We start from the raw sequence: 13,765 nt of genomic DNA on the forward strand, positions 1-13,765 counted from the left end.
ATGAAATTCACTTTATTGTTTGCAGACAAACCGTTGAGCGCCGCACTCATCGTACTTTGTTTTGTGGTGCTTTTAGTTCTACCTTGGTTGCATCTGGCACCTGTTGATTCTGCTTTTTATTTGTCTGCGTACTGGGTCACACTGATTGGCAAAATTATGTGTTTGGCACTGGTGGCACTTGCACTCGACCTTGTTTGGGGCTATGCCGGAATTTTAAGTTTGGGGCATGGTCTTTACTTTGCACTGGGCGGTTATGCTTTTGGTATGTATCTTATGCGTGAGTCGGCTGGTGATGGATTGCCCGATTTCATGCGTTTTTTAAGCTGGAATGAATTGCCATGGTTTTGGTTGGGCACCGAGCATTTTATCTGGGCGCTGCTATTGGTGGTTTTAGTCCCTGGTGTGATTGCGTTTGTATTTGGATTTTTTGCATTTCGCTCAAAAATTAAGGGGGTATATTTTTCAATCATTACTCAGGCCATGACCTTTGCTGCAGCATTATTGTTTTTTCGAAACGAAACGGGCTTTGGCGGTAATAATGGCTTTACCGGATTCAAAACGATCTTAGGTTTCGACATTACTTCAGCACCTACACGCGCCAGTTTGTGTTGTATGACTGCACTGATACTCATGTTGTGTTTTATTGGCTTACGTAGCTTGATGAATCGTCCTTATGGGCGGGTATTAGGTGCAATTCGGGACAGCGAAAACCGCTTGCAATATTTAGGCTATCGTACGCTTTGGTACAAACTTTCGGCATGGGTGTTATCGGCTGTAATCGCTGGAATAGCAGGCGCGCTTTACGTCCCACAGGCTGGGATTATTAACCCGAGCGAAATGAACCCTGTCAACTCCATTGAAATGGCCGTTTGGGTGGCTGCAGGCGGGCGTGGAACGCTAATTGGACCAATATTGGGAGCAGGGCTGATTAATGCAGTTAAAACATACTTTACCGTGGCTGCTCCAGAGTATTGGTTACTTATTTTGGGTGGTTTATTTATTGTAGTGACCTTATTTCTGCCAAAAGGTGTGGTGGGGTTGTTTGACCGCTTTAAAAAGGAGAAAAATTAAATGAGCGAAGTGCAATTCGAAACACCACCGCATGGCGGACAATATGGCGAAGGATACGGCAGGACTAAGGTTCAGGGTGCAGATTTTAGTCATGGTATTGCGCTCTATCTTGAAAATGTTAGTGTCTGGTTTGATTCCTTTAGAGCCTTAAACGATCTGTCTTTATACATCAATGAAGGCGAGCTACGCTGCATTATTGGCCCAAATGGTGCGGGAAAAACAACACTGATGGATGTCATTACTGGCAAAACTCGTCCTACTCAAGGTACTGCATTTTTCGGTCAAAACTATAATTTAGCCAAAATGACCACGGAGCAAATTGCTGAGGCTGGAATCGGCCGCAAATTTCAAAAACCGACAGTATTTGAAAATTTTAGCGTGATGGAAAATTTATTGTTGGCAGCACCGAAAGATAAAACTGTAAAACGGAGTTTTTTCGCAAAATTGTCCGCTGAAACTCAAGTGGCTTTGGAGCAAACACTCGAACAAATTCGATTAAAGGACTTTCGCCATAAAACTGCGGGATTACTTTCACACGGTCAGAAGCAGTGGCTTGAAATTGGAATGCTGCTGATGCAGCAGCCAAAACTGATTTTATTAGATGAACCCGTTGCGGGTATGACCGATGCAGAAACTGAGCGTACTGCGGAGCTTTGTTTGGAGCTTAAAAAGCAACATACCTTGATTGTGGTGGAACATGATATGAGTTTTATCGATACGATCAGTGAAAAAGTGACCGTACTGGCTCAAGGCGCTATTTTAGCAGAAGGAACATTGGCAGAGGTACAAGCCAATGAAGACGTTATTGAAAAATATCTAGGTCGATAGGATAGACACATGCTCAATATTCAACAAATCAATCAGTTTTATGGTGGCAGCCATATTTTGCGCGATGTTTCATTGAGTGCAGCGTGTGGACAATGCAGTGTCGTGCTGGGGCGAAATGGAGTGGGTAAAACTACCTTGTTAAAATGCCTGATGGGATTACTGCCGATTAAATCTGGGCAGATTATTTTGGATGGTAAGGATATCTCAAAACTGTCGCCCGAACATCGTGTACGAGCTGGCCTTGCATATGTTCCGCAAGGGCGAGATATATTTTCAACGCTTTCCGTTGAAGAAAATATCCTTATTGGAATGGCTAAATTTTCAGGTGCTAAAACTAAAAAGGTACCAAGCTCTTTATACGAGCTGTTTCCAGTTTTAGAGGAGATGAAACATCGCCGTGGTGGAGATCTCTCTGGTGGGCAACAGCAGCAACTGGCAATTGCAAGAGCATTGGCATCTGAACCTCGTATCTTGATTTTGGATGAGCCAACAGAGGGAATTCAGCCGTCAATTATTAAAGACATCGCCAAAGTAATTCAACGCCTGACACAAAAGGGCGATATGGGAATTATTCTGGTCGAGCAGTTTTATGATTTTGCTGAAGAGTTAGCCGATACGTATACCGTGATGGCACGTGGACAAATTATTGCATCTGGACGTGGAGATGAAATGTCTGAAAAAGGAATTAAGGAGCTGGTCGCGATCTAGGTTTAAGAGTGGCTAAATAGGGTTACAGCACCTATTTTTCGCTTTTTAGCTACATAGACCGACACTTTATTAGCAGTTGCGTAACTTATGTTGATCTAAAATTACAGTTGTATATGAATGGGTTGTAGATTGACAGTCTCTTTGCAGTATTTCGGGTATAGCTCGAATTCTCTATGCTATAAAAAAGGCTCAAATGTTCTCAAACCTTATAAGGATCAAGACAAAATGAGTCTTTCTGAAAAAATAATAACTGTCAAAGATCAACATGGTAATGAGCGCGAAGTTGCTGCACTGTGCGCCTCAGCACGATCAGAGCCAGAATTAGACCATGGTTCTTCACATATGGTTCATGCTGTGAAATTGATCTTTATTGATGGACATCAAGTAGAAGTAGATGCTGAAGGCAAATTTTATCACCCCGATACACGTATTGAGTACTCGGTTTAATTCATGAGTGTTCAAAGAAAAATCTGAGTATCCAACTGAACCGATATTTAATAGTGATTCAGTGAAAGCATACTCATTATAACCAACAACATGATAAGGAAGATTTAATATGATTGATGAAGAAAAGCCTCTTAATTTTGATGATGACAGTGAACCTCACGATTTTGAAGATGAAGAGTACTTAGACGATAAAAAAGAAGATGAATTGTACAATACCATTACCAAAGATGGTTCAAGTGTCGATCCTGCAGATGATGGAGAACGTCACCAACGACCTGAAGACGGTGATCCTATTGAAATAGAAGACACTTAATATTATAAATAAGGCCCAATCAAAAATTGGGCTTTATTTATAATAGATTTGAACCCGATCAAATATGACGCGACTTCGTAAAAATATGAAAGCTGTTCCAGTACTACGACAATGGACGACCGAGCAAGACGGTTTCCTGATTGAACATGCAGATCTTGCAATATCGGAATTGATTCAACTACTGCCGTATACAGAAGAAGAAATCAAAGCCCGTAAAAAAGTATTGGGATTATTAAAGCGTGAAAGACAATTCCGAAAGATCATGACCTACTAAAAAAGAATCTATCAATGTGATGAAATCAAGATTCTTACATATAGGTATGTTTGCTTTGTTATCGCGTGTTAAAAAATTTGGTCATCTAAATCCAATCTGTACAATGTGAAAACTTTGATTACTGTAGAAGTGTTTTCTGGTTACTTAATGAACAATATAGAATTAGAACTCACATGGATATATACATAGGTTGTCGATAAATTAAAGATAAGCAAACGTATTGGCAGACTTAAACATGAAACTATTCGATATGTTCACCGGGAATTCAAAAGAAAAAAATAGATCAGATTTTTCAAAAGTAGAATTTGATCAGATCGTTCGTAAAGCTGTTGTAAGCAGCTTTATAGTCAAAAAGAAGTAAGTTGATTTAAGCGTCATACTATTTTAAATGAAATAAAAATCTGGGCTAGAAATACTCTAGCTCAGATTCGTTATGTTGATTTGAGCAGATACGAGAAACAATACCAGTAACGTTTCAAATGGATTTGATTTCAGCCAGTACAAATATATCAACTTTTGCTATGATTGATCTTGTAAAAACGCAAGATAAAGCAATCACATGCAAGCACTCACAATACAAACTAAACTTGGCGGATTTTACTTTTTCTATTACGCCATAGTGGGTACATTCATGCCGTATTGGAGCTTGTATCTTCAAGATCAGGGCTTCAATTATCAAGAAATTGGAATTCTATCTTCAATCGCGATCATCACACGTTTTTTTGCACCGTTCATTTGGGGATGGGTAGCAGATAAAACGGGCAAACGAATGTTATTGGTACGAATCGCAACTTGGATGGAAGCATGTATTTGGTTTACGATTTTTTTAATTTCAAAAAGCCTTCAATCGATTGCCTTACTCATGCTGATTTTCAGTTTTTTTCAAAATGCAATCTTGGCGCAGTTCGAAGGCGTTACTTTATTTTGGCTAGGAGACAAGCGCGCCGAACTATACGGTAAAATTCGAAAATGGGGATCTGTCGGGTTCATTAGCAGCGTATTTGGTATAGGGGCATTATTAGAAATTATTCCCGTTTCAATGCTGCCAATTTTACTACTCTGTATTTCCTTTCTTGCGTTTATCTGGTCATTTCAAATTAAAGAACCAACAAAGGCACCAACAGCCCAGCGGCAACTAGAACCGTTATGGCCAATTTTAAAGCGACCTAGTGTCATGGCTTTTTTTGCTATCGAATTTATTATGCTGTTCTCACACGCACCATTTTATAGTTTTTACAGTAATTTTTTAAAAGAAGCAGGGTATAGCACCACACAAATTGGTACTTTGTGGGCCATCGGCGTGTTATCAGAAATTATCATGTTTGCCTATGCACACACATTATTGGCGCGTTATTCAATGCGCATTTTGGTATCGGTGTGTCTTGTTATGACCAGTATTCGATGGATACTTGCTGGATATGTGGTCGATCATTTTTGGGGACAAATGCTCGCCCAGACGATGCATGCCTTTAGTTTTGGTTTATTTCATTTGCTGGCAATGCGATTGGTTTTTAGTCACTTTACCGCAGGTCAGCAAGGTCGGGGGCAAGCACTGTACAGCACCATGTGGGGCTTGGGGGTGGCTTCTGGTAGTTTATTGGCAGGTCACTTTTGGCAGACGTTAACTGCGCCGGTGATTTTTTTATGTGCTGGTTTATTGGTTTTATTGGGGCTTGGTTTTGTAAAATGGTTGCCCACACAAGGTGCACAACCATCTTAATTCATCGATTAAACAGCTATTACACCGCGTCGTTTACAGCGTGCGCAAGAGATTTCATATCGGTACCTGAAGGTGCCTGATAAATTTTCAAGCCAAATTCAGGTGTAATAGCCAGTAAGTGATCAAAGATATCAGATTGAATGGCCTCATAAGCATTCCATGCGGTTGTGTTGGTAAACGCATAAATCTCAAGTGGAATCCCTTCACTAGTCGGTTGAAGCTGACGCACGATTAAAGATTGATTCTGTGCAATTCCACTGTGTTGCTTCAGATAAAATTCAATATATGCGCGAAACGTACCTAAGTTCGTTAAACGCCGCTGGTTATACACTGATTGATTACTCAGTTGCTCATTAAATGATGTAATTTCAGATTTTTTTAGATCAAGATATTGATTCAGTAAAATAAAGCTTTTGAGTTTGTCTTGTTCTTTTTCCGACATAAAGTGAATACTGCTTTGATCGATAAACAACGAGCGTTTAATGCGACGACAGCCAGATTCACTCATACCGCGCCAGTTTTTAAAGGTATCTGTGATGAGCTTATTGGTAGGAATTGTTGTAAAGGTCTTATCGAAGTTTTGTACGGTCACCGTATGTAATGACATATCAATGACATCGCCATCCGCATTGAGTGAAGGCATCTCAATCCAGTCACCAATGCGTACCATGTCATAAGATGAGATTTGTACACTCGCGACCAATGACAAAATCGTATTTTGAAAAACTAACATGAGCACCGTTGCCATGGCACCAAAGCCGGCCAGTAAGGTGAACACATCTTTTTTCAAGAAAGTTCCCAAAACCATTAAAGCACAGACAATGAAGATCATGAGTTTGATCAGCTGCAAATAGCCTTTAATGGGTTTATTTTTAGAATTAGGATTACGCTGATAAGCCAGATTGAAAATATTTAAAAATTCACTAATCGCAAGCGCAATGGTTAAAAAGATAAATGCCTGTGCACCCATTTGTACTAAAGTAATCATTTTACTGGACAAGTGAGGAACACTACTGATCCCGTTCATAATCACGATAGCGGGAACAATATTTGAAATGCGTCTAATCACGCTATGCTGGGCAAAAAGGGACTGGTTAATAAACTTTAGCTTACTAATTGCTTTACGAACGCCCCGAACCACAATTTGTTTTGCTATAAAGTTTGCCAAAACGGCAAAAAAAATCAGGATAGCAATCGAGCACAGCATCTCAAGCCATGGATATTGGCCGATCCAGTTTTGTATTTCTCTTATATATTGTAAAAAATTCAAACCTCTACACCCATGCTTAGTGAAAGAGTATAGTGTAAAGGCTTGATATTTAAGATGTTCGTATTGCTACTTTTTTTGTACGTTTTATTAATAAAACCATACATGCCCAATACATGCGGTGAAATTTACTTCAATTTCTTACCACATCAAATCATCAGGAATCACATAATCTGCATATGGATCTTCTTCATCTGTAGCCTGATTATTTTTCTGTGAATGATTTACCAAGATAAAGCCTTCCATTTTCTGATCAATTTTATCTGCCAATGGTTTTGGTAAGTATGCATAACTGTCTTGATCTTTTGCAATGACCAATGAACCAGAAACTAATGCATTATAAACTTGCTGTGAAACATACACTTTTTTAATCTTGTTCTGATCAATAAACTGATAAGCCACATCTCCTGATGTATCTTTGATTTTATGTTGTTTGATCATTTGTACAATCGAAGCAAGCAACGCTTTTTGTTCAAGTACCTTCTGTTTCTCTTGATTTAAACTCTGGTCTTTTTGTAATTTTTCAAGCTGAGCTCGTTCAATATTGGCTTTCAGTTCTGCTTCATTACTTTGACCAGTTCGATGCTCATGCTTTGCCTGCTTGGTGAGTTTGTTCGCTTTTTTGTTATCGACCAAACCTGCTTTTAAAAGCTGAGCTTGAAGCGCATTTTTTACCATAATGACAATCCAAAATTTAACTGTGTCGTTTTAAATGTTCATAGCTCAAAAAACAATAAACTGCGCTGAGCAATACCGTAAGTAGTGCTGGTAGCAAGAAGGTATTCATGAGCCAATGCGAATAGGCTATTGTAGCAATGACGCCACCAAGAAAAAATCCGAGTACGATTAAAAGATGCAAGATTACACGACGTCTATCTGCGGGTAGGCCTTTTGCTTTGTAGCCCAGTGATAAACCTAGATCAGTGAGTACTCCAGACAGATGTGTAGTGCGTATAATGGCCCCTTTATAATGACTCATCATGGCGTTTTGAACACCCATAGCCATCGACGACCAGAGCAGACCAAGATGAGGATCGTATCTGACTGTCAGCCAAGTTAATACCAACAAGAAAGCGACTAAATTTAAAGTTAAACCATAACGACGATGAAATGATAATGGGGTATTACCTAGAATAAAACCACTACAAAACGAACCCATCAGAAAGCTAATAACGATCAAAAACAAATACAGCATGGTATGTGGCTGCCATTTTACGAGATCAATCGCAAGCATGCTGATATTGCCTGTCATATGTGAGACAGATTGATGAATGACTGTAATAAGTGCCAATACGTTAATTGTGCCGGCATTGAGTGCCAGCACAAAAACAATACATTGAATCCAGTTCGGTAAACTTTGAAGTGGCATAAAAAAACATCAAATACAAATCAACAATTTGAATGTATTATGATTTTGAAGCCTGATCAACTGCAATAACAAACAACACATCTGTAGATGAATTTAGGGCCGTTTCAGTTGAATCTTGAAGTACGCTAATAACCATACCGATTGCAACGACTTGCATTGCAATATCTGAAGATATACCAAACAAGCTACATGCGACTGGTACTAACAGTAGGGAACCACCTGCCACACCCGACGCACCACATGCTGAAATACTCGCTACAACGCATAAAATCATCATGGTCCAAATATCAACATGAATACCTAAAGTATTCACTGTTGCAAGTGTGAGTACCGTAATGGTAATTGCTGCACCACACATGTTAATAGTAGAACCAAGAGGAATAACGACGTTGGTTGTCGACTCATCGACACCACAGCGTCGTGCAAGATCCAAATTGACCGGAATATTTGCGGCTGAGCTTCTTGTGAAAAAAGCAGTAATTCCACTTTCGCGTAAGCATTTAAATACCAATGGATACGGATTGCGCTTGGTGACACATGCCACAAGGAAAGGATTCACTACCAGTGCGACAAAGAACATCGCTCCAAGTAAAACAGCCAATAAATGCGAGTAGCTTTTTAGTGTTTCCATACCTGAGTTGGCAAAAGTCACTGCAACAAGACCAAAAATACCCAGTGGTGCAAAGCTAATGACTAAATGAATCACTTTTCCTATGGCATCGGCAGAATCTTGTAAAAATGTTTTGGTGGTTTGACTACTATGACGAAACGCTGTACCCAAAATAATTGCCCAAGCTAAAATACCAATAAAGTTAGCTTCACTCAAAGCAACTACTGGGTTAGCAACAAAGCTAAGCATTAGGTTTTTCAAGACATCTGATAAACTACCCGGTGGCTGAAATGCTTGATCACCATGTGAAGCTAGCACCAAAGTAGTCGGGAAAAGCAAATCGGCAATCACTGCTGAAAAAGCAGCCAACAACATACTTATCACATAAAGTGCAATAATTGGTTTGATGTTCTTAGCACTCTGCCCAGTCTCGAAATTGGTAATTGAAGAAATTACTAAAATAAATACCAAGATAGGTGCTACAGCTTTCAAAGCCTTGATGAAAATTTCACCAAATATGCTCAAATAAGGCGTAACGTCTGGAAATAGAAACGCAACAAGGAATCCCAAGATTATGGCAATAAAAATCTTGGTCACAAGACTCAAGCGAAAAAATTTAGAAAACATAAAGCGCAGCCTACAAGCTTTATCGGCCAGAAGAAAATAAGGCTGCTATTTTATACATAACTAAAAAAAATCCTAAATGTTTTTTAAAAAAATGATGGGTTTTCAGGCGTTATGATATTTTTTAAGCGATTTAAAAGAAAAAATACTTATTTAGGACAGTAAAGTTGATACAACGTAGATAGTAAATTGATCATTTTTTCATCCTTAATTGAATAAAAAATTTGTTTACCATCGCGTCTAGTGTTCACCGTACCGCTCTTACGCAGCATCATTAATTGCTGCGAAAGCGTAGGCTGTAAAATATTGGTGCATTCTTCAATTTGAGACACGTTAAGTTCTGAATTTGCCAAATGGCATAAAATCAGGAGCCGATCTGTATTTGCAAGAGACTTCAAAATTGTCACGACATCATCGGCAGCATCTCGCATGGTTTCAATTTGGAGTCTTTGGTTCATTCAATCACCCACATTTTTTCTGAGAAACATTATAAATGAAAGCAAAGTATGATAGATATATTTCTAGTTAAATAGCGTGTAAGAATTGATAATATGAATAAATCTTATAAAAAACTGAATTTTATTCATCAAAACAATGAGTAAAATTCAACATCCTGACCTTTTTTTACGTTACAATACAAAAAACAGACAAGTCTGTATAAGAGAATAATAATAAGTGTAAATTTAAATTTACACAAATCGGTTGGCTGCTAATGATTATTTTGGTGGTTAATTCGGAAACTTCAGACGCAGGCGTGAGATATAAAAAGAATAATACTCACGCTAAATTTTTTAAGCGCAGGTTTGCTCAAATTTAATCAAGCGCTGTACGCGTGACCAGTATTCCTCAATTTTAACCGAATTGCGCTCAATTAAGGCTTGCATGGTCATACCATCTAAAATATTGATGAGTAGATTCGCGAGTTGTCCTGGGTTTTGTATGTCCAGTTCAGTGAGTAGGGTCGTGATGAGTTCAGTCAGCCATTCTTTGTACTCAGTTGCAGGTTTGATCGTAGAAGGATAGATCTTAAAAATCTCCTCCACGGCTTTTTGAAACATACAGCCATTAAAATCTTCGGTTTCGAACCATGCCGAATACCAGAGATAGATTGCTCTGATTTTACTTAGAGGATCGTTATCATCACAACCATTGATCGTTGCATTCAGAGAAGCTTGCAAATTTTGATTACGTTGATTCAAACATTCTTCAATTAACTTTGCCTTAGAAGGAAAGTATTTGTAGAAAGTCATTTTTGCAACACCAGACTCAAGAATGATCCGATCAATCCCGACTGAGTTATAGCTATGGGAATTAAAAAGACGCAAGGCGGTATTAATAATGTCATCTTTTTTCGACATGTTTAGAGGTTCCTGCCAAAGACATGTATGTACTCAAAAAATGCAATTTCGAGGTTTTTTTCATGGGAAATGAAATGATGAAAAATCCGTTTAAGTCTACACTTGAAAGAGCATAGTAAAATCTGAATAAAGTCTAACAGAATCAAAAAGTATTTATAAGTAGGGCTTTTGGCAAAGTTTAATAAGATTTTGTACTGATCGAAGAACAATTGATCTGTAAAATTAATATAAAGTTTCATAAATAAACTTTGAATAAATGTTATATTTATGTAGATTAATGTTTCAAAATATCTTTAACACACAGGTGTTTCTGTGTACAGAATAGACAGTTGACGATGAACAAGTTCTCATTCACCCAATCAGAAAATGCACGCACTGAAGCATTAAATTTCGTCAAAAACTCCCTAACATTAGATCAATGGAACCTTCATCAAGCACAGATTCAATTGCTTAAACAAAGCGTTGAACAGCATGCATTATTCCAACATCCCATATTAAATCAGCTGCAAAGTTCTACGCTTAGCCTTCGTCATTTAAAAACAATTCATTTAAACTACTTTGTTGCAATCGTAAAAATATTTACAGATGCGCTGAGTATGCTCATTTTTGATGCGCATACTTTGGAAAAAAACCAAAATATTAAAACTGATATGCGAGTGAAAGCAAAAGTTTATGCTCGTTATTTATTGTCCTTAAACCTGATTGATGAATTAGGATTTAATACACTAGATTTGGCATTGAGTTCGCCTAGCAAAGCACACCTTACCTATTTTTTACAGCTTCTAGAAGCATTGTCTTTAGATACAAATGACCTTGCGCAGACTGTTTCACAGGCTCATCGAGTAAGCGATTATATCGCGTCACATTTTCATGATTATCAAGCCTTATTACTAATCTTAGCGATTACCGAACAGCAGGTCATTGTTTATAGTGAAGCGCTTTCTATTAATGTGGCGAAATTTGATCCGAAATTTTCATCTGGTTACTATGAGTGTCATGGGGTAGTGGGCTGTGGTCATAGTCTTGCAAATGACGATAATCATGAAGATGATATTTGGATGTTATTAACACAAGCACTAGATACATCACGCACGGATGAACTAAGCGCTATAACCCATGAATTTCTGGATATCTGGCATGATTTCTGGGAAAGCATGTATGTGGCTTGATTCTGGGTTTTAAAATTTAGAATAAACCGAATATTGCGTGAATTAAATAGATATACAAATCTGTATAGAAAATCACATTAAATCTGCGTAAAATTCAACATAAGTATGAGTTTTACTGATAATAACAATGTCGATTAATTTATTTGGCGTATTAGAACGCTTGGGATTAGGCGCACAGCAACGCGCCTTGCATGTGACCTTCTCAGATTATACCCTGAACAGTCAGGTGTATTTACAACGCATACAGGGACAGCAGCAGATCAATCAGGGCAGTACTGCCGAGCTGCTGTGCTATAGCACCCACGCACAGATTGCCCTCAAACAATTTATCGGCTGTCAGGTTGCCGTCGATCAGGTGACTGATACCGGCCAGCTGTATCGCACCAGTGGCATCATCACCGCTGCCAAACAAGCACAAAGCGATGGTGCACTGACCAGTTATACCCTGACCCTGCAAGACCCGACCGCACTGTGGCACAAACACCGCAACAGCCGCGTGTTTATGAACAAAAGCGTGCGCGAGATCAGTGAGCTGCTGGTTAGAGAATGGCAAACGAAAAGCCAGCTGTTTGCCGCCAGCCTGACGCTCGATACCTCAGGCCTAAGCCGGGACTATGACATCCGGCCGTTTAGCATGCAGGCCAACGAAACCGACTACGACTACCTGACCCGACTGTGGCGTAGCGAAGGCATCAACTGGCTGATCGATGAAGCAGCCCTGACCGTCCCGACGATGAATACGCCGATACAGGCACAAGTACTGCGTCTGATTGACGACAACCAGCATTACACCGCCTTAAGCAGACAAGTCATACACTACCAGCGCAGCAGTGCCACCGAACCCTACGATACCCTGACACAGGTACAAGCCGAGCGGTCCCTGCAACCCACATCGGTCTATACCCAGCGCTGGCAAGCCGATGCCTTACAACAAGAAGAAGGCAGTGGCAGTGTGCAAAGCACCCAGCAACATAGTCAGCAACACGACAATGCCAGCCTGAATCTGGAAGATGCCTGGCACATCACCCCGGCATGGATTGCCGATCTAGAACAACAAGATCAAGCCACTGCATCTGGTAATCCCCAGTTGGAACAGCTCAACCAGCAGATCAATGCCTATCACCACCTACAGAGCAAACAATTCAGCGCCCGTGGAAGCGTACGCGATGCACAGGTCGGCTACTGGTTTCAGCTCGAAGGGCATCCCGAACTGACCCAGCACAGCGCAGACGAGCGCCAGATGATCATTGTGGGCAAACACTACAGCAATCAAAACAACCTGCCCAAAGAACTACAACAACAGCTCAACTACAACGTACCCGAACAACGCCACCACAGCGAACTGACCTTGGTTCGCCGCAACATCAAAATCGTACCCGAGTACCACCCGCAGCAACACCGCCCACCGGCACATCCGCAACGCGCCAAAGTGGTGGGGCCAGAAGGCGAACAGGTACATGTGGACGAATGGGGACGCATCAAAGTCCGGTTCCTGTTTACCCGAAGCGAAGACCACAGCCATGATGGTGGCGCAGGCAGCAATGACAACGACACCGACTCGGCATGGGTCGATGTACTGACCCCATGGGCAGGCGAAGGTTATGGCGCCCGCTTTTTACCCCGTATCGGTGAGATCGTGGTGATCGACTACTTTGATGGCGATATCGACCGGCCCTTTGTGCTTGGACGCATCCACGAAGCGCAGCGAAGTCCGACCAAATTCGACATTAAAGGACAGTTACCGCATACCCGACACCTGAGTGGCATCCGCTCCGAAGAAATTCAGGGCAGTGGCTACAACCAGCTCCGCTTTGATGACACCACAGGGCAGATCAATAGCCAGCTCCACAGCAGCCATGGCGCGACCCAGCTTAATCTGGGCAATCTGAGCCACCCCAAAGAACAACTGGAAAGCGAAGGCCGAGGTGAAGGCTTTGAACTACGCACCGACCAGTGGGGAGCTGTACGGGCAGGCGAAGGGCTACACCTCAGCACCCACAAACAAGA

At 40.5% G+C, this 13,765-nt stretch carries 15 protein-coding genes; 9 read left to right on the forward strand and 6 right to left on the reverse strand.

All coding sequences use genetic code 11. The features are described 5' to 3' along the window. From urtC to ADA42_RS08355, 7 genes are all read left to right on the forward strand, one after another. A complete protein-coding gene (gene urtC / locus ADA42_RS08325; RefSeq protein ID WP_004947395.1) occupies positions 1-1,071 on the forward strand; it encodes an urea ABC transporter permease subunit UrtC in 1,071 nt (356 codons plus the stop codon). After that, positions 1,072-1,899 (forward strand): urea ABC transporter ATP-binding protein UrtD, encoded by an 828-nt coding sequence (gene urtD, locus ADA42_RS08330; protein ID WP_048764635.1) that lies wholly within the window; start codon positions 1,072-1,074, stop codon positions 1,897-1,899. It begins immediately after the preceding gene. A gap of 9 nt (positions 1,900-1,908) precedes the next feature. Then, positions 1,909-2,607 carry an urea ABC transporter ATP-binding subunit UrtE gene (gene urtE, locus ADA42_RS08335; protein ID WP_048764637.1) on the forward strand — a complete coding sequence of 233 codons (699 nt, stop codon included), beginning with the start codon at positions 1,909-1,911 and terminating at the stop codon, positions 2,605-2,607. A gap of 225 nt (positions 2,608-2,832) precedes the next feature. After that, positions 2,833-3,054: a hypothetical protein gene (locus ADA42_RS08340; RefSeq protein ID WP_004937601.1), complete on the forward strand. Its 222-nt coding sequence runs from the start codon at positions 2,833-2,835 to the stop codon at positions 3,052-3,054. A gap of 109 nt (positions 3,055-3,163) precedes the next feature. Further along, the gene (locus ADA42_RS08345) at positions 3,164-3,367 is read left to right on the forward strand and encodes a hypothetical protein (protein ID WP_004947389.1); all 204 of its coding nucleotides are present in this window, start codon (positions 3,164-3,166) and stop codon (positions 3,365-3,367) included. A gap of 64 nt (positions 3,368-3,431) precedes the next feature. Continuing rightward, positions 3,432-3,641, forward strand: coding sequence for a hypothetical protein (locus tag ADA42_RS08350; protein WP_004947388.1), 210 nt, complete (start codon positions 3,432-3,434; stop codon positions 3,639-3,641). A gap of 559 nt (positions 3,642-4,200) precedes the next feature. Then, a complete protein-coding gene (locus ADA42_RS08355) occupies positions 4,201-5,361 on the forward strand; it encodes an MFS transporter (RefSeq protein WP_004947369.1) in 1,161 nt (386 codons plus the stop codon). Positions 5,362-5,380: 19 nt separating this feature from the next. Here the strand turns inward: ADA42_RS08355 and ADA42_RS08360 are convergent, their stop codons facing one another. From ADA42_RS08360 to ADA42_RS08385, 6 genes are all read right to left on the reverse strand, one after another. Beyond that, complete coding sequence (locus tag ADA42_RS08360; protein ID WP_025094608.1) at positions 5,381-6,631, reverse strand: mechanosensitive ion channel family protein; 1,251 nt, start codon at positions 6,629-6,631, stop codon at positions 5,381-5,383. Between the two features lie 138 nt (positions 6,632-6,769). Further along, positions 6,770-7,306, reverse strand: a complete 537-nt coding sequence (locus ADA42_RS08365) for a DUF2058 domain-containing protein (RefSeq protein ID WP_004947365.1) — start codon at positions 7,304-7,306, stop codon at positions 6,770-6,772. A 16-nt stretch (positions 7,307-7,322) separates the two neighbouring features. Then, on the reverse strand, positions 7,323-7,997 hold the full coding sequence (locus tag ADA42_RS08370) for a YoaK family protein (protein WP_004947362.1): 675 nt from the start codon (positions 7,995-7,997) through the stop codon (positions 7,323-7,325). Positions 7,998-8,034: 37 nt separating this feature from the next. Then, positions 8,035-9,234, reverse strand: a complete 1,200-nt coding sequence (gene sstT / locus ADA42_RS08375) for a serine/threonine transporter SstT (RefSeq protein ID WP_004947360.1) — start codon at positions 9,232-9,234, stop codon at positions 8,035-8,037. 146 nt (positions 9,235-9,380) lie between these two features. Then, positions 9,381-9,689: an ArsR/SmtB family transcription factor gene (locus ADA42_RS08380; protein ID WP_004937585.1), complete on the reverse strand. Its 309-nt coding sequence runs from the start codon at positions 9,687-9,689 to the stop codon at positions 9,381-9,383. Positions 9,690-10,022: 333 nt separating this feature from the next. Next, positions 10,023-10,589 (reverse strand): TetR/AcrR family transcriptional regulator, encoded by a 567-nt coding sequence (locus tag ADA42_RS08385; RefSeq protein ID WP_004937582.1) that lies wholly within the window; start codon positions 10,587-10,589, stop codon positions 10,023-10,025. A gap of 335 nt (positions 10,590-10,924) precedes the next feature. On the opposite strand from ADA42_RS08385, the gene ADA42_RS08390 reads away from it, so the two are divergent. Together ADA42_RS08390 and ADA42_RS08395 are read left to right on the forward strand one after the other, a co-directional pair. Further along, positions 10,925-11,758 carry a hypothetical protein gene (locus tag ADA42_RS08390; RefSeq protein ID WP_004947356.1) on the forward strand — a complete coding sequence of 278 codons (834 nt, stop codon included), beginning with the start codon at positions 10,925-10,927 and terminating at the stop codon, positions 11,756-11,758. A 127-nt stretch (positions 11,759-11,885) separates the two neighbouring features. Then, a partial coding sequence (locus ADA42_RS08395; protein WP_048764640.1) for a type VI secretion system Vgr family protein occupies positions 11,886-13,765 on the forward strand: 1,880 nt, incomplete at its 3' end.

The sequence above is a fragment of the Acinetobacter sp. 243_ASPC genome, from assembly GCF_001054715.1.
GTDB classification, from domain to species: Bacteria; Pseudomonadota; Gammaproteobacteria; order Pseudomonadales; family Moraxellaceae; genus Acinetobacter; species Acinetobacter soli.